This is a genomic window from Geobacillus sp. E263 (genome assembly GCF_007197795.1).
Lineage (GTDB): Bacteria > Bacillota > Bacilli > Bacillales > Anoxybacillaceae > Parageobacillus_B > Parageobacillus_B toebii.
The window spans coordinates 1,569,161-1,593,846 of sequence record NZ_CP041632.1 but is presented as its reverse complement, the minus strand read 5'-3'; the positions used below and the strand labels follow the sequence as shown (position 1 = coordinate 1,593,846).

The following is a 24,686-nucleotide window of genomic DNA, read 5'->3' as shown; positions in this document are numbered from 1 at the left end:
CGCAACGCAAGGCATAGTATTCCTTACGTTACTGATACTTTTGCACAAAAAAGCAATAGCAGCTCCCTTTTTCATAAAAAGCTATTTTTCCAATCACTTCTTTCCGTATAATAATAGTATGGAATTTTCATAGATAGGAGATATTATATGGGTTCTTACATAAATCAGCATGTATTGAACAATTTGTTTTATATTTTAGTGAGCGTATTTGTTTTTTACTTTATTTATGACCACGGGGAGATATTTAAAAAGCGAACATTATGCAGAAATGCTCTTCTTGCTGTTTGCATGGGGCTTCCGATCATTTTATGCATGAAATTTCCTATTTACATTGATGAACAGTGCGTTCATGATTTTCGACAAATTCCTTTTCTTGTAGGCACACTGTATGGCGGTGGAATCGTTGGCTTTATTTTGCTGCTGATTTTGCTGGCTGCTCGCTCTCTGATTTACGGGTTTGAATATACTACCGCGGTTGTGTACATGACCATGTTTATTATTGCGGCTCTCGTTTCACCAACCTTTAAGGCATTAAAACGTTCAAGCAAACTTTCTATGTCGGTCTGGTTAACCTTGTTTCTGGCGGTTCTCACCACATTTCTTGCCATTATCATCGCCCAATTTCCAGTAACGGACTCTTATATTGTTTATTTCATTTTACTTCCTCCCATTGGAATGCTATTTGTCGTGTATATAATGGAAACATTAAAAGAAGCGATTATCATGCGCTCCAAACTAGTAAAAGTCGAGAAAATGGAAGTGGTGAGTCAACTCGCGGCTAGCATTTCACACGAAATTCGCAATCCATTAACTGTTGTCAAAGGATTTATTCAATTATTAAAAACTCCTTCTCTTTCACAAGACGCAAAAGATCGCTACATTCAAATTGCTTTAGACGAAATTAATCGAGCAGAAGCGATTATTAACGATTATTTAACTTTTGCCAAACCAGCATCGAACAAAGTGGAACGTCTCATGGTAGATGCCCAGTTGCGAAAAGTAGTTCAGATGTTAGCGCCGATGGCACATATGAACTCGATTGAAATTGTTGAAAAGCTAGAGCCCGGTGCGATTGTTGGAAACATTCAGTACTTTCAACAATGTTTTTTGAATTTGATAAAAAACAGCATCGAAGCCATGCCGAACGGAGGGACATTAACGATTTCATCCCGTTTGCATGGCGATCATGTTATCATTACGATTAAAGACACAGGAGTGGGAATGACAACGGAACAAGTAAACCGTTTTGGTGAGCCATATTTTAGTACAAAAGAAAAAGGAACTGGCCTCGGAACAATGGTAGCTGTAAAGATGATTCAAACGATGCAGGGAACGTTGCATATTCAAAGCGAGGTTAATAAAGGAACTACATTATCGATTACGTTTCCTAAGGCTGCAAACTGATTCTGTCAGTAAAAGAGGGAGGTGGAGCTAATCCACATCCCTTTCTTATGTTATAGATGTCGAGTTGGAGGATTGTCTCTCTTTTTTTGGAGACAATAAAAGAACGGTCACAATAATGCAAGCGGCTCCAATAGCTTGAAACAGGCCGAACGGGACATGTAAAAAAGCAATAGAGGCTACTACGGCTGACAGCGGCTCTACACTAGACAGCAAGCTCGATTCCGTTGGCGATAAGTAGCGGATGCTTTCGACAAATAATAAAAATGCAAATAAAGTGCCAAATACAACGACAAAGAAGATAAGCAGCCACGTCTCCACATCCCAGCGAACCGCTGGCAAAGGAAACGGAGGAAAAACGAAACACATGCCTCCCCCACCGATGACCATTCCCCAGCCGACAACGATGATGGAGTGCCACTTTTTCAGCATCTGTGCCGAAGATAACGTATAAAATGCTAAGGCAACACCAGAAAGAATTCCCCAAACGACAGATATCAACGGCACTTTTAATTCTCCGGTTGAACCGTTTGTAATTAATAGAAAAGTTCCTAAAAGAGCCAATAAAATAGAGAAAACCACTTCTTTCGTGGGACGATGCTTTTGAGCAACCATGACGTATAACACGATATAGACAGGAGCTAAATATTGCAATAATGTCGCCGTAGCCGCATTGCCGGTGGCGATCGATGCAAAATATGTATATTGCACACCAAGCATGCCGACAAATCCAAACAAGAGCAAGCTTACGATGCTTTTGATATCGGTCCAGATCGAAAATATCGCCATCCGTTTGCATGCCGCAAACAATAACAGCGTACTTCCTGAGATCATCATTCGCACCACGACAAGCCATTCTGCGGTTATTTGCTTTTCCTGAAATAACACTTGCGCCGCTGTTCCTGATAGTCCCCAGAGCGCTGCACCGGTGATGACCATCATTAGTCCTTTTATTCGGTTAGAGACTTGTACGGCCATGGTTCTCCCCTTCTTTTGCCTGACGCTGATGGATAGGAGACTTAACGGCAATAAACACCCCTATGATAATCAGCAACCCGCCTAAATAAAACGAAGCGGTTATCTGTTCATGTAAAAACAAAAAGCCAAAAACGGCGCCAACAAGCGGCTGAAAAAAGAAAAATAATGAGCCAACCCCGGCATCCATCATTTCCATTCCTTTATTCCAGAGAAAAAACGCCCCTGCGGTCGAAATAATCCCAAGATAAAAAATTCCAAATATGACAATCATATTAGGAAAAGAAACAGGTTGCCCATGCAGCTCCCAAAGCATAACCGGGGTAGTGAATAATAAGGCAAACAAAATGGCGTATGTTGTGATCATTAAGGTCGAAAAACGGGCTGATGCCACTTTCACGTACACAGATAAAAGCGCCCATGTCAGCGCCGCCCCAACTAACATCATATTTCCCCAAAATGATTGTCCCCCGCTATGGTCAAAACCAATGACGATGACAACCCCGATGGTAGCCAGCAAAAGAGCAAAAGCTTTTCTCAAGGTGATCAACTCATTTAGGACAAATCTTGCAAACACGACAATAAACGCTGGAGTTGCCGACGTGATTAACGCACCAGTATGCGCATCGGATAATTTTGTTCCGATAAACTGCAATGAGATGGAAACAAAATAACCGATAAAACCGATCCACCCTAGCAAAAGCCAATCTTGTTTTCGAATGGATATCCTCGTTTTTGTTTTATATTGATGGGCTTTTAATATCCCAAATAAAACAACGAACGCGATTGCATAACGAAGCCAAACTAACGTAAACGGCGGAACAAAATCAAGGACGTATTTGCTGACAACGTACATTCCGCCCCAAATGCTTGCTGCCAAAGATAAACAGAAAGCGCCAAAAAATGTATTTTTCATCGTGAAACAAACCTCCGTCTTTATAGGGATTAAAAACCTCATCCCTAAGACAAGGCGTGGTTATTGGCTGCTCGCCTCGTCTTAGAAACAAGCAGACGGTTGGTCGTTTTCCAATAAATCGAAATACATTCTCACCGTTCCCACCTTTTTTCTATATCATTCCATTTTGTTTCATTGTATCAAATGATCGTCAAATACACATTACTATTTTTGCATATTATTCCATGTATGTTGCAAAAAAGAATAGGTATTCTGTTTTAGGAAAAAATAGTAACATGATTAGTAATTCATCCAAAAGAAAGGTGTCCGCCGTGAATAATACTCCGTTAAATACTGTTCAACTGGCTTGTGTGTTTATGTTATCTATCGGGCTAATGAATCATGTCATCGTAGTCCCGTTGCTATTACAAGCAGCCGGTCGTGATGCATGGATTTCGTCAATCATAGCCCTTGCGGCATTGCCATTATGGCTTCCGCTGTTGTACTTTGTCATGAAGCAATCCAATCAAATGAATTTATTCTTATGGTTAAAAACAGAATTTAATCGTGCTATTGCATATTTCGTGGCCATTCTTGGAAGCCTATTATTACTTGTTATCGGCTATGTTACACTCAACGACACGGTTACGTTTACTACTACTGCCTACTTAACGCGGACACCCGATTGGGCCATTTTATTAATCTTAACAGTGATGTGCTTTTATAACGCATATCATGGCATTCCATCCATCGCAAAGACGGCGGTTATTCTTTTACCATTTGTTTTTATTTTTGGGATTTTAGTTGCGATCGCAACTACGCCGCATAAAGATTATTCATTGTTAAAGCCAATCATGGAGAATGGCTTTACTCCTGTTTTCAAAGGAATGATCTATGCCGGTGCCGGATATGTGGAAATTTTTATTATTTTATTCATGCAACATCATCTTCAAACTCGTTTTTCTTTTAAAGCTCTTTTCATCATTAGTGTTCTCGCCGCAAGCTTAAGCATTGGTCCAACGATTGGCGCGATTATTGAATATGGACCGAAAGAAGCAGCAAATTTACGTTATCCGGCCTTTGACGAATGGCGATTGATTAAATTAGGAACGTATATTGAATATCTCGATTTTCTTGCTGTTTATCAGTGGATGTCTGGAGCGTTTATCCGAATTTCCCTGGCTTCCGCGCTTATACCAGAGCTATTTCATGTAACGGATAAAAAAGCACGATTATGGATTCTGGCCGTTATTTATATCACTCTGTTTTTATTATCATTGATTCCGATCAGCGACGATAAATTTTTAGATTTGCTATATCAATTGGTTTTGCCGCTTTCGCTGCTATCCATTCTATCTCTCTCTTTGTTCATTGGGATATTGGCACTCATTTCATATTTCAAAAAGAGGAGAGCTTAATCATGAAAATTCCTTCAAGAGCGCCACAAATCAAAAAAAATCCAAATGATCATAGCGGGCAGGAAACACTCATTATTTCTGAGCAAACGTTGCGCGATCATTTTTCAAATTGTAAAGATGTCGCGATTCTTACTTCGACGATTCGACCTGCAAAAACCGCAAGCGGCACGCTTACTTTAGTGTTTGTCTATTGTGAGGAGCTGTGTGACAACCAGCTGATGAAACAGGCCATTTTTCCAACGTTTCGCGAAATGTGCCGCGAATATCCTTGCCAATCGGTGGAGGAGATTGAAGCGAACAAACTGCTGCCAATAGAGTTGCTTGGAAAAGAAGTGCTGATTGATGATCTGAACTTTCTTCTCTTTAACGGCGATTTATTAGTCTACTTTCAAGAAGCGGATGTTTTATATTCCCTCACGCTTGCCAATCCGCCGAACCGCAACCCGGAAGAGCCGAACACGGAAGTGTCGATCCGCGGTCCGAAAGACGGTTTTATTGAGGAAATTTCGAAAAACGTCGCGCTCATCCGCAAGCGGATCAAATCCCATAAGCTCTGTTATGAACAATTTATCGTCGGAACAAGAAGCCAAACAAAAGTGGGATTAATGTACATAGAGGACATCGCGAACCGCGAAATGATTCATGAGGTGAAAAAAAGAATTTTACAGTTAAATATTGATTCCCTGATGAGTACCAATCAGTTGGAAGAGCTGATTGGCGACAAACGGTTCTCGCTGTTTCCGTTGTTTGCATACACAGGACGGCCGGATTTTGCAGCCAATTGTTTATTAAATGGAAGATTTATCATCCTGCTAGACGGTGCTCCCACCGTCATTATTGGTCCAGGAAACTTATTGTTTTTACTAAATACATCGGAAGATAACGTTACATCACCTTTCTTCGTCATTTTTCAGAGATTCCTTCGCACCATGGGAATTTCCGTGTCTATTTATTTACCTGGATTTTGGGTCGCGTTATTATCGTTTCACCCAGAAGAAGTGCCATTCACTCTCTTAGGAACGGTTGTGCTTTCCAGGCAAGGAGTGCCATTGCCTGTTCCGCTAGAAATGTTTATCATGGTGGGGCTGTTCGAAATCGTTAAAGAAGCGGGCATGCGTTTGCCGTTAGCGATCGGGCAAACGTTATCGATTGTCGGCGGATTGATTATTGGGCAAGCGGCTGTCAGCGCTGGCTTATTCACACCGGGAAGCCTTGTTGTTGCGGCCCTTTCCGTTATCGCCGCGTTTACATTAGTGAATCAAAACTTGGCTGGAACCGTGACGTTATTGCGTTTTATTGTCTTAGCCGCTTCTTCTGCACTAGGGTTTTTTGGGTTTATCGCTTCTTTATTTATAATTTTAACATACATGTTAAATTTAACCATATTTGGAATACCGTATCTTACTCCGCTCTCTCCTCCAACCAGGGATATTTTCAAAGTCTTAATCCCGAATGGATGGAAAAAATTCAAAAAGAGAGCAGATTTGCTAAAACCGCAGGACGATACACCAAGGGGGGAAGCGAATTGAATTTCAAACCCGCCTTTCCCTTTATCATCTCTATATTCTTGTTAACAGGCTGCTGGGGAGCGCGCAATATTGATCAACTTGTTTATATTGATGCAATAGGTGTTGATTATAAGGATCATCATTTTATCGTTTATGTGCAGCTCATTAGCTTTACCGGATTGGCGAAAGTCGAGACTGGAGGCGCCCAAGAAAAAACCTCCGTTGCCGTTGGAAAATTCACAGGCGAAACGTTTAATATTGCAACCGATAAGTTGTATACTTCTATTCAACGAATGGTATCATGGGGGCATGTGAAAAGTATCGTGTTTACAAAAAGAGCCTTGAAGAAAGTAGTATTAGAAGACGTCTTGGACATTTTAGACCGATATAACGAAATTAGGCCTACACTATGGGTTTATGCGACAGATGAGCCATTAAAAAAAATTTTTGAGGCAACACCACTTTTGCATACAACTCCATTCTATTCTTTGTTATCCAATCCTGAGATGCTTTTTCAACAAAGTTCATTTATTCGGCCGATTCGTTTAAATCGCTTTGTCGCTGATATGAATGAAGATTCAAAAACTGCACGACTCCCTTATCTCAACATTGCTTCGCGTAGTTGGGCGGAAAATGAAAAAGAAAAACCGATGTTAAATGTAAAAGGAATTTGCTTTGTTGACCATTATGAGCTTCAACAATGTATCGATCGTTCCAAGTTGCTGGGAATCAGGTGGTTTGAAAAAGATATAAGCAGAACTCCTATTTATGTAAAAAAAGGAAACAAAGTGGTCGCATCGATCGTCATTCTTAAACCTAAATCCAAAATTTCCTACCAAATCAAAGGAAATACTCCCGTGTTTAACATCAAGGTATCCGGCAAAGGAAGTGTAGTGGAGTTAAGAGAAAAATTAACGGAAAAACAATTAATTCGCTTGGCGCAAAAAACGGTGGAAGAGGAAATAAGAAGCCTCTACAAATTGGGGCTGAAATACGATATGGATATCCTTAACCTCTCTGAAGCGATGTATCGCAAAAAACCAGAAGATTGGAAGAAGTTTTCCGAAAACGGAAAGATTCCATTAACAGACGAAAATTTAAAAAAGATTAAAGTAAAAATTTCCATTGATACGTCTGGAAAAGAGAAATTTAGACAGTGATGCATCTTCGATCATTTTTGGCTAGAACGTAAACATATGTTATTGCAATCACCTTCAAATGGGTTATAATGGAATAAAGAATAAATGGCTCCCTTCGCTTTAAGCGAAGGGGATTTTTTTTGAAAACGATAAGGGGGATGGAGAAATGCAAGTGAATGTCCAACGTGTCACGGGGGTGCAAACAACCGTATATCCCATTTTAATCGCGATTAGTGTAGGCCATTTATTGAATGACTCGATGCAAGCGGTCGTTCCGGCGTTGTTTCCGATTTTAGAGGCATCCATGAATTTATCGTATACTCAAATTGGATGGATCGCCTTTACCTTAAATATGACCTCTTCGGTGATGCAACCGGTTGTTGGCTTTTTTACGGACCGAACCCCCTCTCCTTACTTCCTGCCGCTCGGAATGGCAGCGAGCTTGCTTGGCATGGTTGGGCTTGCGTTTGCACCGCATTTTTTCTTTGTTTTATTATCCGTCTTGTTTGTAGGGTTCGGCTCAGCGATTTTTCATCCGGAAGGGTCGCGCGTTGTATATTTTGCCGCAGGAGCAAAAAGAGGATTTGCCCAATCCATTTATCAAGTGGGTGGGAATACGGGAAATGCCCTTGCTCCATTATTTACAGCACTGATTTTTGTTCCGTTTGGGCAAAAAGGCGCAGCTTGGTTCACCGCGATTGCTGCTTTTGGCATCGTTCTTTTGTTTCGCGTGTCGCGCTGGTATTCGCTCCGTCTTAAAGAATACGAAACGGTTCAGAAACAAACCAAGGCAGAAAAAGGCGATGTCAAAAAGCAACGAAATATCATGTTTGCCTTAACGCTATTAATCTTTTTAGTGTTTGCAAGGTCATGGTACTCGTCCGGCATTTCCAATTATTATCAATTTTATTTAATGAAACACTATCATGTGCCGATTCAAGAAGCACAAGTTTATTTGTTTGTTTTTATGATCGCCGGAGCCATCGGGACATTTGTAGGCGGGCCTCTGGCGGATCGATTCGGAAAACGAAATTTAATGTTGTTTTCGACGCTCGGCACGGCGCCGTTTGCCCTCATGCTTCCATATCTTCCACTTGCATGGGTACTGCCTGTCATTTTTCTTGCCGGTTTTATTTTATCATTAAGTTTTTCCACATTTGTCGTGTATGCCCAAGAATTGCTTCCCGGAAATGTCGGCATGGCGTCGGGGCTGATCGTTGGCCTTGCGTTTGGGATGGGAGCGCTTGGGGCCGTGGTTCTTGGAAAAATTGCTGATTTGTATAATTTAAATACTCTTATGATATTATGCAGTTTCCTTCCGCTGTTTGGGGTACTTACATGGTGGTTGCCGAAAGAGAAATCGTTCGCTTCCTAATAGGCGAAAAGGCAGTCTTCTTTGATAAAAGAAGACTGCCTTTATAGCTTGATAGCATTCATCGAGCAATGATCTCACGATTCATAGAACGCTGAATTTGCCTGCCCTTACTTCGCCTCTTGTACTTCCTCGAAATAGTCTTTATAAAATCCGCCGATTTTTCCGGTATTATCAATAATAAAATAAAACTCTTCGGTTTCGTTTTTCACTTCATATATTTTCCCTGGTGTTAACACATGATTAACGATGTATTTTTCCGCGTTTGTATGTACACATTTCACTTTTTTTAACGTTGGGCGTTCTAACCAAGTACGATGAATCATGTTCGACTCTCCTTTTTCTGTCATCATTACTATTCCCATTTTAACGATATTTCGATTTGGCTGCAATATCAATTAAATTTGCGACGCAACGATTTTTCATTCGTTAAAAACACGTTTTTTGCTAACTGCTGTGTAATGGTGCTTCCGCCCATTCTAAAGCTTTCATATTGTGGACGAGCGCCCGCAAAATACCGAAATAATCAATTCCTTCATGATCATAAAAACGGCGGTCTTCCGTGGCGATGATCGCTTCTAAAAAGTGTTTTGGAATGCGCTCTATCGATACGGCTTCCATCTTGGATGCGGAAACTTTACTCGCCACGCGCCCATTTTGATCATAAATAATGGTTGGAGCAGGCAGCGGATGATCAAGTTTGCTAATATCTCTAGTCGCAATATACGCTTGAACGGCAATGTAGCTGCCAATAAGGAAAAGAGCAACAATGATTCCCGCTCTCTTCCAATATGATTTCCTCTTGTTTTTTCTCGTTTGCCATCGGCTTTGTTCCAACCGAATCCCCCCTTTTCTTTCACTTTTATACGATTCGAAACATCACCCCATTTTTCGTACATCATGGATAACGATCATAGAAAAAGGGAAAGGGGATGATGATCGATCTAGAGTAAAAAATACAAAATGGAAAAACTTTAATAAAAAAGCTGACGCAAAAAGGACGTATTAAACGACCCTTTTGCGTCAGCATTTTCTTCCGCGTTACGAGGACGGAATATTTTTCTTTTTCCCTTTTAAGAAGAAAGCCAAAATAAGCGCGAGAAACGCGAGCCCTGTCGCGACAAAAAACGCGTCGTTAATGCCTTCTATCGCGGAACGCTGCTGCACGATGCCATACAAAAGCTGCGCGATTGCCTCATCGCTTGGAATGACTTGTTTGAGATGCGTTACAATGTCCATGAAGAACGGATTATTTTCGGTCATTTCATTGCGGTAATTTTCCGCATGAAACTTCGATCGGTTTGACATCACGGTAACGAGGAAAGCTGTTCCCAACGATGCCGCTACTTGACGCAACGTATTCGCCATCGCCGTTCCGTGGCTGTATAAATGGCGAGGCAACGCGTTGAGCCCTTCCGTCATAATCGGCATCCCTAGCATCGACATGCCGAACATGCGGAAAATATAAAGCGCCAAAATATGGCTATATGGCGTATCCATCGTCAGCTTGCTGAACTCCCATGTTGTCACAACCGTAATGACTAAACCGACAATAGCCAGCATCCGCGCGCCAATGCGGTCAAAAATCCATCCGGAAATCGGCGACATGATGGCCATCACGATCGCGCCAGGCAAGAGCAGTAAACCGGCGTCAAGCGGTGTAAAGCCGCGCAAGTTTTGCAAATAGACCGGAAGCAGCACCATCGCGGCAAACAAGGCCATGTTAATGACGCAGCCGATGATGGTGGACAAAGTAAACACGTTATATTTAAACACGCGGAAATTCAAAATTGGATTTTCTACCGTTAACGAACGCCATGTAAACAAAATCAAGAATATGGCACCAATGATAATGGACACTATTACACTCGTCTGTCCCCAGCCATTGCTTCCCGCTTCACTAAATCCGTATAGCACACCGCCGAAACCGATGGTGGAATAAATTGCTCCTCGTAGATCCAATGGCGGATTGCCTGTTCTCGATGTATCTTTCAGCCAAAGAAAAGCTAGCACAATATCAATTATCGCAATCGGTAATACGACGTAGAATAAAAGGCGCCACGAATAGTGTTCAACGATCCATCCGGATAACGTTGGGCCGACAGCCGGCGCAAACATCATCGCGATTCCGACCGTTCCCATTGCCACTCCGCGTTTTTCTGGCGGAAAAATATTTAACATAATAACCATCATCAATTGCATAATAATCCCCGCACCGATCGCTTGAATAAGGCGGCCGGTTAGCATGACGGCGAAGGAAGGAGCGACTGAACAAATAAAGGCGCCGATCGCAAAAAATGCCATCCCCGCAAGAAACAATTTCTTCGTAGGAAACTTCGCGATCAAAAAAGGGCTGATCGGAATCAACACACCGTTTACAAGCATGTACCCTGTCACAAGCCATTGAATCGTTGACGTCTCCACATTGAAATCATTCATCATATGCGGCAGCGCAACGTTAATGAGCGTCTGATTCAAAATCGCCACAAACGCTCCAAGCATAATCGTAGCCACTACTTTAGCCCGACTATCGCCAATATTCGCCAATTCCGCTTGGCGCGGCGGCGCCGCTGTCGAAGCGGTCTCCATATTACGATTTACCATGATGCCGTTCGAAAGCTCCGCTTTTTCCGCGTCACGCGGGACGGGTGCGCTTTTTCGTCTTCTCACCGCAACATTGATAACGGCGAGAACGATAACGGAAAATATAATATAACCAGTTAAAAACGTTGACATATCCAATCACCTACTTGTGAATGCGAACAGTGACGTTCATTCCTGGTACTAGCCCCGCCCCGTTATCATCGTCAATCGAAATCGTAACCGGAATTACTTGCGTCACTTTCGTATAGTTGCCTGTATTATTGGAACTTGGCAACAAGCTAAACGTATTGGCAGTCGCATATCCAAGCTTCTCTACTTTCCCCGTAAATTTGCGATCTGGATAGGCGTCCACATAAATATCAACATCTTGACCTACTTTGACATCTTCAATATCTGTTTCTTCTATATTTGCCGTCACCCATAAATCGTCTAAATCATAGCCGCGCGCCAACGTCATTCCCGCTGGGACAAACGAATTTTCGACGGCATTTTGTTGGACGATCGTCATATGATGTGGAACGGTGATCGGAATGTTATGTTTCCCGTCTGATACTTCACCGATTTGATCGCCGCTATTAAACGTTTTCCCAACGTTTCCCGACCAGCTTGTCAATTTTCCGGAATACGGCGAAGCAATAGAAATGGCTTGACCGTCAATACGCGCATTGTCCGTTTTAATATAATTTGTTACTTCATTTAGATAATAGTAAGCAGCAAAACCGCCGCCGACTAGCAAAATGAGAACGATAATATTTAACGCGATTAATCGTTTTACGTTCACTTTCTTATTCCTCCCCTAATAAAATATTTTTCATTTTTTGCTGGATTGAAAGAAATTGCAAAATTTCTTCCATATCAATCGTTTGCTCTATTTTTCGTAGCCGTTGCAAAAGGATGGATTCATGATTAAACGCTTCTTTAATCTTTTGCCTGCCTTTATCGGTTAAACTCAATATAACAGCACGGCGATCTTCTTTCGATGTTTCACGCGCTACTAACCCAGCGCTGACAAGTCGTTCTACCGTACCGCTGACATTGCTATTACTTAAATTTAATTTTTCTGCTAAATCGTTTAAACGAATATTTTCTTTTTTTAACAACGTATAAAGAATCATTAATTGTACTTCCGTAATTCCCACCCGGGCAGCATCTTCTCGGACGAGCCGATACAATGCTTTTTGCATTCGGAAAACCGAATACATAATTTCTCGACTGAGTTTTTCCATGAACCCCCCTCCTTATATGTATCTAATAGAAATAATTTCAATACGAATTATTTCTATACGAAATATGATTATAACATGTTTATGTTAAAAATCAATTCTATTGTTTTCATTTTAAAAACATGCATGAGAAAAGCCGATCTCTATGCAAGAGATCGGCTTTTTCATTTTCACATGCATATTGCCGCGTTTGCCGTTGGTTGAATGCAGTTTCTCAACCACACTCCACCAGGTGGGTGTTCGCAGAAACGTTCCTGTCGTCCTCGATCCTACCAAAGTAGGGAGGCATGACATTCCCGTTTCGATATAGAACTCCCTTTCTATTGCCATCGGTTGAAACTTCATTCTTCAACGTGCAACGCAGCAGATGATTTTTGGTGATTATTATAATACAAAATCTTTTTTTGTTTTGCAAGTGGATGATTTATTTATTTTTTCGTCAACTAGCTTTAAAACTTTAAACCGGATATACACCGTGTTTTCTTTCCGAAAACGTCATATACTTGGACATATACGCATCAAAACGGCGAATTAGCTCATCTCGCAAGTTATTCGGAGCGATGATGCCGTCTACGACCATTTCGGATGCGAGGCGGTAAATATCGATATCGCGGCGGTACTCTTCTCTTTTTTGCTCAACAAATGCCGCCCGCTCTTCCTCTGGCAATTCCGCAATTTTATTTGCATACACGGCGTTTACCGCTGCTTCCGGACCCATCACGGCGATTTGCGCGTTTGGAAACGCTAAGCAACAATCTGGCTCAAACGCCGGCCCTGCCATCGCATAAAGTCCGGCACCGTACGCTTTCCGCACGATAATGGAAATTTTCGGGACAGTCGCTTCCGACATTGCTGAAATCATTTTCGCGCCATGACGAATAATTCCGGCGCGCTCGACTTTTGTCCCGATCATAAACCCAGGAATGTCCGCTAAAAAGAGAAGCGGAATGTTAAACGCATCGCAAAGAGTGATGAATTTTGCCGCTTTGTCAGCAGAATCATGGAACAGGACACCGCCTTTTACGCGCGGCTGATTGGCGATAATCCCGATCGGCTGTCCGTTTAAGCGCGCCAATCCTGTAATTAATTCCGGCGCGAACAGCTTCTTAATTTCACAGAACGATCCTTCGTCGATCACGCGCTCAATGAGATCGTACATATTAAACGAAGCGTTTTGGTTCTCCGGAATGATCTCTTCAATCGTCTTTTCAAATGCTTTCGGCGGTTTCGCTTCCGCTACTGGCGGTTTTTCGCTGTAGTTTGCTGGAAAGTACGATAAATAACGGCGGGCGTAGGCGATTGCCTCTTCTTCCGTTTTTACGAGCACATCCCCGCATCCAGAAACAGTGCAGTGCATGCGAGCGCCGCCCATTTCTTCGAGCGTTACTTTTTCCCCAATCACCATTTCCGCCATGCGCGGCGAACCTAAATACATCGACGCGTTTCCTTCCACCATAATGACGATATCGCAAAACGCTGGAATATAAGCCCCGCCAGCTGCAGACGGCCCAAACAAGAGGCAGACTTGCGGCACTTTTCCTGATAATTTCACTTGGTTATAAAAAATTCTTCCTGCACCGCGCCGGCCCGGGAACATTTCGATTTGGTCAGTAATGCGCGCGCCAGCAGAGTCCACTAAATATAGAATAGGGCAGCGAAGCTTTTCTGCGGTTTCTTGAATACGAATAATTTTTTCAACGGTGCGCGCTCCCCATGAACCTGCCTTCACCGTAGAGTCATTCGCCATTACACATACCGTTTGACCGTTAATTTTTCCGACTCCTGTAACAACGCCATCGGCAGGAAGTCCATCAGCTAGGCAGTTCGCAAAGAGGGCGTCTTCAAATTCCAGTCCGTTGTCCAACAATAATTTTAAGCGGTCACGGACAAACAGTTTCCCTTGTGCGGCGTTTTTCTCGTGATATTTTGGAGCGCCTCCTTGTTCGATTTTTTTGATTCGTTCCGTCAATTGCTCTGTAAGTGTTTTGTTTTGCTTGTTCATCACATCGTTTGTTTGCATGTGCCTTCCCCCTATTCCCCTTTGTAGACCGGTTTCCGTTTTTCTTTAAACGCCTGTAATCCTTCCAGACGATCCTTCGTCGGAATCGTGATGTCATATGCCATTTGTTCAATGCGCAATCCTGTCGCTAAATCAACATCTAAACCGCGGTTGATCGCAATTTTCGCTTGCATGACGGCGATTGGCGCATTCACTACGATTTGTTCGGCGATTTCCATCGCCTTTTCCATCAATTGCTCGCGCGGTACGGCGTATTCTACAAGACCGATTTGTTCCGCTTCTTTAGCGGTTATGCGTTTTGCTGTAAAAATTAATTCTTTCGCCTTCCCTTTTCCGATTAGGCGCGGAAGCCGCTGCGTCCCTCCTGCACCAGGAATGATTCCAAGCGATGTTTCCGTAAGACCAAGCTGCGCCGTGTCTGCGGCAACGCGAATATCGCACGCAAGCGCAAGCTCAAGCCCTCCGCCAAACGCGGAACCATTTAGCGCGCAAATCACCGGCTGCGGGAGCTGTTCTATTTGATTAATGGTTTCACGAATCAGCGCCACCGTTTTGCGTACTTCCGTTTCGTTCATGCCTGCACGCTCTTTTAAATCAGCTCCAGCGCAAAATACTTTTTCACCTGCTCCGGTAAAAATGACAACGCGAACGTCCCGCCGGAAAGCGAGGTCGTAAAGAAGATGCGATAATTCATATAACAATGCCATCGATAGCGCATTTGCCGATTCAGGACGGTTTAACTTAATGATCGCAATCCCGTTTTCCAGTGCCGTGTATTGAACAAGTTCTGACATATATGATTGCCCCCTTTTTACGTAGAAATCGTTTGCAAGTAACGACTTGAAAGCGGGCGGCCGATTTTCTCTTGAATGAACAGCGCTGCTTCCGCAAGACGCCCGACGTCAATTCCCGTGGCAATGTCCATGCCATGAAGCATATATACTAAATCGTCGGTCGCCACATTTCCTGATGCGCCCGGTGCATATGGACATCCTCCTAACCCGCCGAGAGAGCTGTCAAAAGTGGTAATCCCCATCTCGAGCGAAATAAGGATATTCGCTAGCGCCGTGCCGCGCGTATCATGAAAATGCATCGCAAGCTTTTCCTTTGGGAACCGCTTTAAGACGATTTTAAGCAGCTCTTGTACTTGCTTTGGCGTAGCGACACCAATGGTATCGCCCAAAGAAAGCTCGTCAATTCCCATGTCAAACAAACGTTCAGAAACGCGAATGACTTGTTCGACCGATACGTTTCCTTCATACGGACAGCCAAATACGGTCGATACGTAGCCACGTACGGTTTTCCCTTCTTGTTTCGCTGCTCGAACCACTTCTTCTAGCACCGGAAACGTTTCTTCAATCGATTTATTAATATTTTTGCGGTTATGCGTTTCGCTCGCCGACATAAAAACCGCGACCTCATCCACTTGTGCCGCCAGCGCTTTTTCCAATCCTTTTTGATTTGGAACGAGCGCGGCGTACGTCACGCCTGGTGCCCGTTCAATTCTCATCGCTACTTCCAACGCATCCGAAAGTTGCGGAATCCATTTCGGATGGACAAATGAAGTAATTTCGATATAGGTGAGTCCGGTTTTGGACAATTGATTAATCCAGGCGATTTTATCTTCTGTCGAGATTGCCGTTTTTTCATTTTGCAGGCCATCGCGCGGACCGACTTCCTTAATCGTAACTTGCTTTGGCCATTTGCTCATTGCATTTCACCTCTTACTCTAGTTCGAGAAGCACATCGCCCTCGTTGACGAAGTCCCCTTCTTGCACATGAATTTGTTTAACGACCCCGGAAGATTCAGCGGCGACCGGAATTTCCATTTTCATCGACTCTAAAATGATGACATCTTGCCCTTCTTCTACTTTGTCTCCTACCGATACGACAATTTTCCATACACTTCCTGCCATTGATGCGACTACTTGACTCACTATTTTCTTCCCCCATTTCTTCTTATTTTGTCGTTGTTGTTTGCAAGTGTTTTTCTACGAAGTTGGTTGTTGTGTCTCCCGCTTGAAACGCAGGATGGGAAAGCACATCTTTTAGCATTGGAATGTTTGTTTTAATTCCTTCAATTTGGTAGTTGTTTAGCGCTTCTACCATGCGCTCGATCGCTTCTTGGCGGTCGTTTCCTTTTGTAATCAGTTTGGCGATCATCGGATCGTAAAACGGCGTGACCGTCATGCCGCTTTGCACCGCCGTTTCATTGCGCACGTATTCACCTTGCGGCAGCACAAAGGCCGTGATTTTCCCCGGAGATGGGAAAAACGTTTTCGGGTCTTCCGCATAGATGCGCACTTCTATCGCATGGCCGTCGCGGCGAATGTCTTCCTGTTTATAACGAAGCGGTTCCCCCGCGGCGATGCGCAATTGTTCCTCGACTAAATCAAGACCGGTAATTTCTTCTGTTACCGGATGTTCAACTTGCAATCTTGTATTCATTTCAAGAAAATAAAAGTTTTTTTGCTCATCGACTAAAAATTCAATCGTCCCCACGTTTGTATACCCGATATGTTTCGCCGCCTTTACTGCCGTTTCCCCCATTTTCCGCCGCGTTTCTTCATCTAAAAACGGAGATGGTGCTTCTTCAATGACTTTTTGATGACGGCGCTGAATCGAACATTCGCGCTCCCATAAATAAATGCAGTTTCCATGTTCATCAGAGAGAAGCTGGATTTCGATATGGCGAGGGTTGGCGATATATTTTTCTAAATACATCGCACCATCGCCAAAGAATGAAGCAGCGCGCTTTTGATTTCCTTCGAAAGCTTTGCGCAACTCTTCTTCATTGCGTACGATTTGCATGCCGATGCCGCCGCCGCCTGCGGAAGCTTTTAACATAATTGGATAGCCAATTTTTTCTGCTGTTTTCGCCGCTTCATCGATATCTTTGAGCGGAAACGAAATGCCTGGAACGATCGGAACGCCAGCTTCTTCCATCGTTTTTCGCGCTTCAATTTTACTTCCCATTTTTGCGATCACATCCGCTTTCGGCCCAATGAAGACAATTCCTTCTTCTTCACAACGGCGAGCAAATTCCGGATTTTCCGACAGCAGCCCATACCCTGGATGGATTGCTTCCGCTTTCGTCATTTTCGCAACCTCGATAATTTTCTCGATATTTAGATAGCTTTCACTAACGCGCGGCTTACCGATAAGATACGCTTCATCCGCCCATTGAACATGGAGCGAATCGGCATCCGCTTCCGAATAAACGGCAACCGTTTGAATCCCCAATTTTTTACACGTACGAATGACACGCGCTGCAATTTCCCCGCGATTGGCAATTAATACTTTCGAAAACATCACATCCACCCTTTACGTCATCGTTTTATTGTCAAGCGGTGCTTCACACAAGAAGCGCCGCTTGACGGCAGCTGTTTAATTGGTTAATCTAAGACGCTGCTTCGCCATTTCCCGCAATTTGAATTTTTGGATTTTTCCAGAAGCTGTCATTGGATACGAATCAGTAAATTCGATATAGCGCGGAATTTTATGACGGGAAATTTTTCCGCGGCAAAACTCGCGAATTTCTTCCGCCGTCGCTGTTTCCCCTTCTTTCAAAATAATCCATGCCATCACTTCTTCACCGTATTTTTCATCTGGTACACCAACGACTTGAACGTCCAAAATTTTTGGATGTTGGTATAAAAACTCTTCGATTTCGCGCGGATAAATGTTTTCTCCACCACGAATAATCATGTCTTTTAGACGGCCGGTGATGCGGCAATATCCGTTTTCATCCATCACCGCTAAATCGCCGGTATGCAGCCATCCATCTTCATCAATGGCTTCTTTTGTCGCGTCTGGATTTTTGTAATAGCCTTTCATTACATGGTAACCGCGTGTGCACAATTCCCCTGGCACGCCGCGCGGCACTTCTTTATTTGTCCCAGGCTCGACAATTTTTACTTCCACATTTGGAAGCGCACGTCCGACTGTTTCGACACGAAGGTGAATCGGGTCGTCTGTTCTCGTTTGCGTAATAACCGGCGATGACTCCGTTTGCCCGTATGCGATCGTAATTTCCTTCGCCCCCATTTTCTCCATGACCGCTTTCATTACTTCAATCGGGCAAGGTGAGCCAGCCATAATTCCAGTCCGAAGCGATGATAAATCGTATTTTTCAAAATCAGGGTCGTTTAATTCCGCAATAAACATCGTCGGCACCCCGTGCAGTGCGGTGCATTTTTCGTCTTGGACCGTTTGAAGCACTTGTTTTGGATTGAATTCCTGAATCGGCACCATCGTCGCGCCGACCGAGACGCACGCCAATGTACCGAGCACGCATCCGAAGCAGTGGAAAAATGGCACTGGAATGCAAAGCCGGTCTTCTTTTGTCAGCTTCATACATTGCGCAATGTTATAAGCGTTGTTGACAATATTGTAGTGGGTGAGCATAACTCCTTTTGGGAATCCTGTTGTTCCTGAGGTGTATTGCATGTTGATGACATCATGCGGATCAAGCGAGTTCATCCGTTCATCGAGTTGTTCTTCCGTCACCTCATGCGCCATTGCGAGAATATCGTTCCACGTATACATACCTGGGTAACGCTTATCACCGATCACGATAACGTTTTTCAATTTTGGAAGCCGTTTTGACTGTAATTGCCCAGGTACGCATTCACGCAACTCCGGAACAATTTCGTAAAGGATATCGATGTAGGAGGAATCGCGATATTGTTCAATCAAAAGAAGGGTTGTAGAATCAGACTGTTTTAATAAATATTCCAGCTCTGCCGCACGGTAATTCGTATTTACCGTGACAAGCACTGCGCCCATTTTTCCTGTGGCAAACTGACATGCAAGCCATTCCGGCACATTGGTCGCCCAAATCGCAACATGTTCTCCTTTTTCGATTCCCAGCCTCATGAATCCTCGCGCAACAAGACGGCAATAATCATCAAATTGTTTGTACGTCATTCTTAAGCCGCGGTCTGCGTACACCACCGCTTCATGATCTGGATGCAGCTTTGCTTTTTCTTCCAACAACTTCCCCACCGTGACCGTCAACATAAACCGTTTCCTCCCCTTTTTCGTACAAGTTCATTTCTACCTTATGCGCATTTCCCGGTATTTAGCATCCAAGTTGACGGGCAATAACAAGACGTTGAATTTCTGACGTACCTTCTCCGATTTCCATCAGTTTGATGTCTCGTAAATGGCGCTCGACTCCGTACTCTTTCATATACCCATAGCCTCCGTGAATTTGAATGGCTTGATTGCAAACGCGGAATCCCATTTCCGAAGCGAACAGTTTTGCGAATGACGCTTCTTTTGTAAACGGTTTCCCTTGGTCTTTTAACCAAGCTGCCTTATACACCATATTGCGCGCCAGCTCAATTTCCATCGCCATATCAGCAAGCTTGAATTGTATTGCTTGAAATTTTGAAATAGTCTGACCGAATTGGACACGCTCCTTCGCATATTGAAGCGCTTTCTCAAATGCCGCTTGGGCAATGCCAACCGCTAGCGCAGCAATGGAAATGCGTCCGCCATCCAGCGTATATAAAAATTGCTTAAAGCCTTTTTTCGGATCTCCGAGAACATTTTCTTTTGGCACACGTACGTTTTCAAACACTAATTCGCACGTATTCGAGGCGCGGACGCCCATTTTGTCATAGTTTGAACGGATCGTAAATCCTGGAGTGTCCGTTGGAACGATAATTGCGGAAATGATGTTTTTGCCCCGTTCGTCTTTTCCTGTCACGGCGGTAACAATGACTTGTCGTGCGTATTCTGCATTTGTGATCCAGCATTTTTCTCCATTGATGACATACTCATCGCCATCCAATACCGCTGTCGTCCGCGTTCCTCCCGCATCAGACCCAGCATTTGGTTCAGTTAGCCCAAATGCGCCCAACGTTTCTCCTTTTGCCATCGGTACAAGCCATTTTTGTTTTTGTTCTTCCGTGCCGAAGTAATAAATCGGACTTGCTCCTAGGGAAACCGCAGCAGCATAACTTAATCCAGTCCCGCCGCATGCGCGGCCGATTTCTTCTACGGCTATCGCATATGAAATCGTATCTCCGCCGGCGCCGCCATATTCTTCCGGAAACGGAATTCCTAAAAGTCCTAACTCGCCCATCTTCTTAAAAACTTCAACAGGGAAATACGCTTCTTTATCCCATTTCGCCGCGTTTGGTGCAATTTCCTTCTCCGCAAACTCACGAACCATTTCTTTAATCATTTGTTGTTCTTTTGTTAGTTCAAAATTCATCTTCTCTCCCCCATTTCATAGATTTATCTTTGAACCGACTAGTCGGTTTTTAAAGAGGAAATAAAACACTTAACCATTAAGACCGACTAGTTGGTTTGATTTGTGTATGAAAAAGCGTTGACCCTTTTCTCATTTTTTAAAAAATTTTATTTTGAAAATGAACCGGAAAACGGCTTGATGAAAAAGTTCGATATTTGTGGACGCCGCTTTGCTTCTTCCGTCAAAATGGAATGCAAGATAAAATCAGCAAAGTAGTTTGCGATTCGTTCGATGGTCATCGGACCGTCTGGGTTATACCATTTGTATGTCCAGTTCACCATGCCGATAATGGACATTCCCGTAATCTCTACCGATAACTCGGAACGAAACTCCCCAGCCTCTATTCCTTCGCGGATAACGCGGAAAATCACTTCCTTAAACTCATCGCGTTTTCGGTTGATTTTCTCGGAATATTCCGGTTTTAAATACGTGCTTTCTTGGTAAAAAACAGTAATATGTGGCTTATATAAATGAAACACTTTTACAAATGACTGAATAATTGCATATAAGCGTTCTGTCGAAGTGGTGTAGTTTTCGTACGCTTCTTGCGCTTTATTCAACACATAGGTAATAAATACGTCATGAATGTGATAAAGAAGCTCGTCTTTTGACTTGAAGTTATGATAAAAACCACCTTTAGACGTGTTGCTTTCCGTCACAATCCGATCAACCGTCACACCATGATAGCCGTATTTTTCAAATAGATGAAGAGCAGTATCGATAATTCGATCTCTTAATGTTTTTTCTGCCATGGAAAGTCTCCTTTGCTTTTATATTACCACTATTTTCTGAAAAAATAAAATATTTTTTACCTATTAATTTCATTTAATTATAAAATACGGAATGGTTGCTGGAAATGTCAACTATCGTTTATCATCATATGATTGGAAAAGAAAGGATGGATACGATGGCAAAAATTTTAGTGTTAAATGGCAGTTCAAGAGAAAACGGAAATACCGAACAGCTGACAGACGTTATTTTGGAAGGAGTCTCCTCCACCCGTATCAATATAAGAGACTTTTTGATTCAGCCGATTGTCGACAAACGCCATGTTCCAGAAGGATTTACGACAGTTGCCAACGATTATGATCAAATCATTGAACTCGTTCTCCAGCATGACGTGCTTATATTTGCGACGCCAATCTATTGGTATGGAATGAGCGGGCATATGAAGCAATTTATCGATCGCTGGTCACAAAGTTTGCGAGATACGCGTTTTTCTTTTAAAGAGGAAATGAAAAAGAAAAAAGCCTTTGTCATCATTTGCGGCGGTGATTCCTCCATGGCATATGGAATATTTTTTCACCATTTCATACATAATCACGGCGGCTTTTCAAAAAAATAAGGGTGGGAGGTGGTTTCATTTGGAACCGATGCTATGTCCAAACTGTAAAACGAACCGAACTCGCTTTCATTTAATCGAGCAGCAGCCCAAAGCGGTAAAACTCAATCCGCAAACCGGTGAAATTGAACAAGAATATACAAACGATGCGTTAGAACCGTTCCATCTTCCTTACCGTGGCCCAAGCTATCGCGTGCAATGCGGCGCATGTGGATTAATTGAGGATGCTGAAATGTTTATTCAACGAGCAAAATCATCACAAATGAGGTGATCAATATGGCAAACAAAAAACAAACTCCATCATCGTTGGTCGACCAAAAACAGCTTGTTAACGACAAGGCAAAGGCGATGAGAGAAAAAGGCGACCAGCATATTCGCCGGGTTACGCCAAACGGAGCGGACGGGCAATAACCATGAAAGGTGGGTCTACTTCTTAGTCAAGTAAACCCGCCTTTTCTAGAGATACATCGTCCATGTACCGATATCGCGAAAACCAAGGCGTTTATAAATGCTGCCTGCTTGCGGATTATCATAAAACAAACATAATGTTTTCCCTTCCGAAATCAAATCTTGAATCAACTTTGTCATGATGGCGCTCGCATACCCTTTTTGTCGATGCGCCTCATCGGTACAGACGCCGACAATCATCGCGGATAGCGAATTTTCTGCCGTCGTGGACGCAGAAGCGACCATATTACCATCTTGCTCAATGTAATACGTTCTTCCTGTCTTTGTCTCTAAACTTTTTGCAAGGCTCTCTCGTTCTTGGGGCAGTGGGGCGAATTCAGCGATGCGTTGCCGCAGCTCGATAATGCGATCTACGTCCTCCAGCGTGGCCTTTTTAATTTCTATAGAGTAATCCATTTGGTTCGCGTATTCGTTTGCGTATTCATCCAGATGGAGGAAAAACGAATGAAATTTGTTGATGAGCTATATGAATACTATAAAAACCGACTCACAGGTGATGAAGAAGATGCGGAAGTGATGACGATGTCGATTTTGGAAGAGCTCGACCGCAATGATTTGCTGCAGCTCATTCAAGAAATGACCGATGAGGAATTAATGGGGATGGTGGGGCTTTACATTCTTGAAAGCCTAAAAGCGAAAATGGCACATGATGGAATCGGACAAACAAAACTGCGAGATATGCCAAATGTTCATTGAAAAACAAGATGGGATGGCGTGCCTGCGCCATCCCTTGATGTTATTGGAGAAACTCGACGTCATATCCTTCTTTCAATAATACTTGATGAATTTGCTGGATATGATCTTGATTTTTTGTTTCAAGAGAGAAATGAATTTCTGCCTGCCCCGGCAACACTTTTGCTCCGATGCGCTGATGGTGAATCGACATAACGTTTGCTTCCAATTCGGCGATAATTCGCAACAGTTTATTGAGCTGACCAGGCTTATCGGAGATAACAGTCGTAAATGTCACAAACCGTCCAGATTCGACGAGCCCGCGTTCAATGATTCGTGAAATGAGGGTGACATCGACATTGCCCCCACTTAATATGGTGACAACTTTTTTTCTAGTAAATGGAAATTTTTGATACAATAGCGCCGCAAGCGGACACGCCGCAGAACCTTCGACCAGCAGCTTGTTACGTTCCAATAAATATAGCATCGTTCGAGAAATTTCCGCTTCCTCGACACAGACGACGCCGTCGACATATTTTTCAATATATTGATACGTAATATTTCCTGGTTTTTTCACCGCGATGCCATCGGCAATCGTATCAGAAGAAGTAATGGTTATTGGCTTTTTATGACGGAGCGCCGCCGTCATTCCAGGACAAGCAGACGATTCGACTCCATATACTTGAATCGATGGTTTCAACTGTTTTAATGTAAATGCCAATCCGGCAAGAAGTCCGCCGCCCCCAACCGGACATAGGACAACATCGACATCCGGGAGCTGTTCGATAATTTCTAAGCCAATCGTTCCCTGGCCTGCCATGACCGCTAAATCATCAAACGGATGAACAAACGTCGCTCCTCGCTGCCGCTGCAATTCGAACGCACACTCAAGCGATTCGTCAAATACGTCGCCATGTAAAATAACTTCCGCTCCATAACCTTTCGTTGCTTCCACTTTGCTTAACGGCGCTCCTTTGGGCATGACGATCGTACATGGAATACCGATCATGCCGCTGGAGTAGGCGACCCCTTGAGCATGGTTTCCAGCTGAAGCGGCAATCACCCCGCGCTTTCGTTCCTCTTCGCTTAACGACATAATTTTATTAAATGATCCCCGCACTTTAAACGATCCCGTCTTTTGCAAATTTTCGAGCTTCATGTATACTTCATTGCCAGAAAGATTGGTAAATGTTTGGGAATGCTCAAGCGGAGTTTGATGAACAATCCCTTTCATTTTTTCCCTTGCCTCTAAAACATCGTTCAATGTTAACATCGTTTTCATCACCTAGCTATCATTCATTTCAAAGTTGCCCCTGATAATTATACATAAAACAGTAGTTTGTCTACAAACTATACCCCAATATAACTTTTCATCTTTTTTTAA

The 24,686-nt window shown here is 43.3% G+C and carries 24 protein-coding genes, 1 other RNA gene and 2 pseudogenes; 9 read left to right on the top strand and 18 right to left on the bottom strand.

From position 1 onward, the window contains the following. The first annotated feature begins 147 nt into the window (after positions 1–147). Positions 148–1,404, top strand: coding sequence for a sensor histidine kinase (locus FNL97_RS08290; RefSeq protein WP_143415450.1), 1,257 nt, complete (start codon positions 148–150; stop codon positions 1,402–1,404). A 45-nt stretch (positions 1,405–1,449) separates the two neighbouring features. Here FNL97_RS08290 and FNL97_RS08285 read toward each other — a convergent pair whose 3' ends face one another. Both FNL97_RS08285 and FNL97_RS08280 read right to left on the bottom strand, forming a co-directional pair. Further along, positions 1,450–2,379, bottom strand: coding sequence for a DMT family transporter (locus FNL97_RS08285; protein ID WP_143415448.1), 930 nt, complete (start codon positions 2,377–2,379; stop codon positions 1,450–1,452). Further along, positions 2,360–3,292 (bottom strand): DMT family transporter, encoded by a 933-nt coding sequence (locus FNL97_RS08280; protein ID WP_143415446.1) that lies wholly within the window; start codon positions 3,290–3,292, stop codon positions 2,360–2,362. The genes FNL97_RS08285 and FNL97_RS08280 overlap by 20 nt, the downstream gene beginning before the upstream one ends. A gap of 311 nt (positions 3,293–3,603) precedes the next feature. On the opposite strand from FNL97_RS08280, the gene FNL97_RS08275 reads away from it, so the two are divergent. The 4 genes from FNL97_RS08275 (at position 3,604) to FNL97_RS08260 (ending at position 8,711) form a co-directional block, all read left to right on the top strand. After that, a complete protein-coding gene (locus FNL97_RS08275) occupies positions 3,604–4,689 on the top strand; it encodes a GerAB/ArcD/ProY family transporter (protein WP_143415444.1) in 1,086 nt (361 codons plus the stop codon). Positions 4,690–4,691: 2 nt separating this feature from the next. Then, complete coding sequence (locus FNL97_RS08270) at positions 4,692–6,218, top strand: spore germination protein (protein WP_143415442.1); 1,527 nt, start codon at positions 4,692–4,694, stop codon at positions 6,216–6,218. Next, positions 6,215–7,357 carry a Ger(x)C family spore germination protein gene (locus FNL97_RS08265; protein ID WP_143416303.1) on the top strand — a complete coding sequence of 381 codons (1,143 nt, stop codon included), beginning with the start codon at positions 6,215–6,217 and terminating at the stop codon, positions 7,355–7,357. Before FNL97_RS08270 ends, FNL97_RS08265 begins: the two co-directional genes overlap by 4 nt. Before the next feature lie 145 nt (positions 7,358–7,502). After that, positions 7,503–8,711 carry an MFS transporter gene (locus FNL97_RS08260; RefSeq protein WP_143415440.1) on the top strand — a complete coding sequence of 403 codons (1,209 nt, stop codon included), beginning with the start codon at positions 7,503–7,505 and terminating at the stop codon, positions 8,709–8,711. Between the two features lie 107 nt (positions 8,712–8,818). Here the strand turns inward: FNL97_RS08260 and FNL97_RS08255 are convergent, their stop codons facing one another. The 14 genes and pseudogenes from FNL97_RS08255 to FNL97_RS08190 all read right to left on the bottom strand — a co-directional run bounded on the left by FNL97_RS08255 (position 8,819) and on the right by FNL97_RS08190 (position 21,572). Next, entirely contained in the window at positions 8,819–9,034 is a 216-nt protein-coding gene (locus FNL97_RS08255) for a DUF6501 family protein (protein ID WP_062677696.1), read from the bottom strand. A 68-nt stretch (positions 9,035–9,102) separates the two neighbouring features. After that, positions 9,103–9,329: pseudogene (locus FNL97_RS18715) on the bottom strand (transglycosylase domain-containing protein). Between the two features lie 420 nt (positions 9,330–9,749). After that, positions 9,750–11,444 carry a DHA2 family efflux MFS transporter permease subunit gene (locus tag FNL97_RS08245; protein ID WP_143415438.1) on the bottom strand — a complete coding sequence of 565 codons (1,695 nt, stop codon included), beginning with the start codon at positions 11,442–11,444 and terminating at the stop codon, positions 9,750–9,752. Between the two features lie 10 nt (positions 11,445–11,454). Further along, a complete protein-coding gene (locus FNL97_RS08240) occupies positions 11,455–12,093 on the bottom strand; it encodes an HlyD family secretion protein (protein WP_062677700.1) in 639 nt (212 codons plus the stop codon). 4 nt (positions 12,094–12,097) lie between these two features. Continuing rightward, positions 12,098–12,538: a MarR family winged helix-turn-helix transcriptional regulator gene (locus FNL97_RS08235; protein ID WP_143415436.1), complete on the bottom strand. Its 441-nt coding sequence runs from the start codon at positions 12,536–12,538 to the stop codon at positions 12,098–12,100. A gap of 175 nt (positions 12,539–12,713) precedes the next feature. Next, positions 12,714–12,905: non-coding RNA, 6S RNA (ssrS, locus tag FNL97_RS08230), on the bottom strand. Between the two features lie 87 nt (positions 12,906–12,992). Next, a complete protein-coding gene (locus FNL97_RS08225; RefSeq protein ID WP_143415434.1) occupies positions 12,993–14,555 on the bottom strand; it encodes an acyl-CoA carboxylase subunit beta in 1,563 nt (520 codons plus the stop codon). An 11-nt stretch (positions 14,556–14,566) separates the two neighbouring features. Continuing rightward, complete coding sequence (locus tag FNL97_RS08220) at positions 14,567–15,349, bottom strand: enoyl-CoA hydratase (protein WP_143415433.1); 783 nt, start codon at positions 15,347–15,349, stop codon at positions 14,567–14,569. A 17-nt stretch (positions 15,350–15,366) separates the two neighbouring features. Then, the gene (locus tag FNL97_RS08215) at positions 15,367–16,266 is read right to left on the bottom strand and encodes a hydroxymethylglutaryl-CoA lyase (protein WP_143415431.1); all 900 of its coding nucleotides are present in this window, start codon (positions 16,264–16,266) and stop codon (positions 15,367–15,369) included. 13 nt (positions 16,267–16,279) lie between these two features. Next, positions 16,280–16,492 (bottom strand): acetyl-CoA carboxylase biotin carboxyl carrier protein subunit, encoded by a 213-nt coding sequence (locus tag FNL97_RS08210; protein ID WP_015864019.1) that lies wholly within the window; start codon positions 16,490–16,492, stop codon positions 16,280–16,282. 22 nt (positions 16,493–16,514) lie between these two features. Beyond that, positions 16,515–17,867 (bottom strand): acetyl-CoA carboxylase biotin carboxylase subunit, encoded by a 1,353-nt coding sequence (gene accC, locus FNL97_RS08205; protein WP_143415429.1) that lies wholly within the window; start codon positions 17,865–17,867, stop codon positions 16,515–16,517. A gap of 75 nt (positions 17,868–17,942) precedes the next feature. After that, entirely contained in the window at positions 17,943–19,577 is a 1,635-nt protein-coding gene (locus tag FNL97_RS08200) for an AMP-binding protein (RefSeq protein ID WP_143415427.1), read from the bottom strand. A gap of 61 nt (positions 19,578–19,638) precedes the next feature. Then, positions 19,639–20,781: an acyl-CoA dehydrogenase gene (locus tag FNL97_RS08195; RefSeq protein ID WP_015864021.1), complete on the bottom strand. Its 1,143-nt coding sequence runs from the start codon at positions 20,779–20,781 to the stop codon at positions 19,639–19,641. Between the two features lie 146 nt (positions 20,782–20,927). Then, entirely contained in the window at positions 20,928–21,572 is a 645-nt protein-coding gene (locus FNL97_RS08190) for a TetR/AcrR family transcriptional regulator (protein ID WP_143415425.1), read from the bottom strand. 155 nt (positions 21,573–21,727) lie between these two features. On the opposite strand from FNL97_RS08190, the gene FNL97_RS08185 reads away from it, so the two are divergent. Genes FNL97_RS08185 through FNL97_RS18380 form a run of 3 tightly spaced genes read left to right on the top strand, consistent with a single transcriptional unit; the run spans position 21,728 to position 22,573 of the window. Beyond that, complete coding sequence (locus tag FNL97_RS08185) at positions 21,728–22,165, top strand: flavodoxin family protein (protein ID WP_143415423.1); 438 nt, start codon at positions 21,728–21,730, stop codon at positions 22,163–22,165. A 19-nt stretch (positions 22,166–22,184) separates the two neighbouring features. After that, a complete protein-coding gene (locus FNL97_RS08180; RefSeq protein WP_015864024.1) occupies positions 22,185–22,433 on the top strand; it encodes a hypothetical protein in 249 nt (82 codons plus the stop codon). A gap of 5 nt (positions 22,434–22,438) precedes the next feature. Next, positions 22,439–22,573, top strand: a complete 135-nt coding sequence (locus FNL97_RS18380) for a hypothetical protein (protein WP_269766142.1) — start codon at positions 22,439–22,441, stop codon at positions 22,571–22,573. A 45-nt stretch (positions 22,574–22,618) separates the two neighbouring features. Here FNL97_RS18380 and FNL97_RS08175 read toward each other — a convergent pair. Beyond that, positions 22,619–23,044 (bottom strand): annotated as a pseudogene (locus FNL97_RS08175) (GNAT family N-acetyltransferase); the annotation flags it as partial. A 30-nt stretch (positions 23,045–23,074) separates the two neighbouring features. Between FNL97_RS08175 and FNL97_RS08170 the strand changes: the two are divergent. Beyond that, a complete protein-coding gene (locus FNL97_RS08170) occupies positions 23,075–23,326 on the top strand; it encodes a DUF6154 family protein (protein WP_062754754.1) in 252 nt (83 codons plus the stop codon). A gap of 40 nt (positions 23,327–23,366) precedes the next feature. Here the strand turns inward: FNL97_RS08170 and ilvA are convergent, their stop codons facing one another. Continuing rightward, on the bottom strand, positions 23,367–24,575 hold the full coding sequence (ilvA, locus tag FNL97_RS08165) for a threonine ammonia-lyase (protein ID WP_097354572.1): 1,209 nt from the start codon (positions 24,573–24,575) through the stop codon (positions 23,367–23,369). Between the last annotated feature and the right edge of the window lie 111 nt (positions 24,576–24,686).

What these genes read in the sequence shown, in the direction of transcription:
- FNL97_RS08290 (WP_143415450.1), top strand. Translation starts at nt 148, where the DNA reads ATGGGTTCTTACATAAATCAGCATGTATTGAACAATTTGTTTTATATT.
- FNL97_RS08285 (WP_143415448.1), bottom strand. Translation starts at nt 2,379, where the DNA reads ATGGCCGTACAAGTCTCTAACCGAATAAAAGGACTAATGATGGTCATC.
- FNL97_RS08280 (WP_143415446.1), bottom strand. Translation starts at nt 3,292, where the DNA reads ATGAAAAATACATTTTTTGGCGCTTTCTGTTTATCTTTGGCAGCAAGC.
- FNL97_RS08270 (WP_143415442.1), top strand. Translation starts at nt 4,692, where the DNA reads ATGAAAATTCCTTCAAGAGCGCCACAAATCAAAAAAAATCCAAATGAT.
- FNL97_RS08260 (WP_143415440.1), top strand. Translation starts at nt 7,503, where the DNA reads ATGCAAGTGAATGTCCAACGTGTCACGGGGGTGCAAACAACCGTATAT.
- FNL97_RS08255 (WP_062677696.1), bottom strand. Translation starts at nt 9,034, where the DNA reads ATGATTCATCGTACTTGGTTAGAACGCCCAACGTTAAAAAAAGTGAAA.
- FNL97_RS08245 (WP_143415438.1), bottom strand. Translation starts at nt 11,444, where the DNA reads ATGTCAACGTTTTTAACTGGTTATATTATATTTTCCGTTATCGTTCTC.
- FNL97_RS08235 (WP_143415436.1), bottom strand. Translation starts at nt 12,538, where the DNA reads ATGGAAAAACTCAGTCGAGAAATTATGTATTCGGTTTTCCGAATGCAA.
- FNL97_RS08225 (WP_143415434.1), bottom strand. Translation starts at nt 14,555, where the DNA reads ATGCAAACAAACGATGTGATGAACAAGCAAAACAAAACACTTACAGAG.
- FNL97_RS08220 (WP_143415433.1), bottom strand. Translation starts at nt 15,349, where the DNA reads ATGTCAGAACTTGTTCAATACACGGCACTGGAAAACGGGATTGCGATC.
- FNL97_RS08215 (WP_143415431.1), bottom strand. Translation starts at nt 16,266, where the DNA reads ATGAGCAAATGGCCAAAGCAAGTTACGATTAAGGAAGTCGGTCCGCGC.
- accC (WP_143415429.1), bottom strand. Translation starts at nt 17,867, where the DNA reads ATGTTTTCGAAAGTATTAATTGCCAATCGCGGGGAAATTGCAGCGCGT.
- FNL97_RS08200 (WP_143415427.1), bottom strand. Translation starts at nt 19,577, where the DNA reads ATGTTGACGGTCACGGTGGGGAAGTTGTTGGAAGAAAAAGCAAAGCTG.
- FNL97_RS08195 (WP_015864021.1), bottom strand. Translation starts at nt 20,781, where the DNA reads ATGAATTTTGAACTAACAAAAGAACAACAAATGATTAAAGAAATGGTT.
- FNL97_RS08190 (WP_143415425.1), bottom strand. Translation starts at nt 21,572, where the DNA reads ATGGCAGAAAAAACATTAAGAGATCGAATTATCGATACTGCTCTTCAT.
- FNL97_RS08185 (WP_143415423.1), top strand. Translation starts at nt 21,728, where the DNA reads ATGGCAAAAATTTTAGTGTTAAATGGCAGTTCAAGAGAAAACGGAAAT.
- FNL97_RS18380 (WP_269766142.1), top strand. Translation starts at nt 22,439, where the DNA reads ATGGCAAACAAAAAACAAACTCCATCATCGTTGGTCGACCAAAAACAG.
- FNL97_RS08170 (WP_062754754.1), top strand. Translation starts at nt 23,075, where the DNA reads ATGAAATTTGTTGATGAGCTATATGAATACTATAAAAACCGACTCACA.
- ilvA (WP_097354572.1), bottom strand. Translation starts at nt 24,575, where the DNA reads ATGTTAACATTGAACGATGTTTTAGAGGCAAGGGAAAAAATGAAAGGG.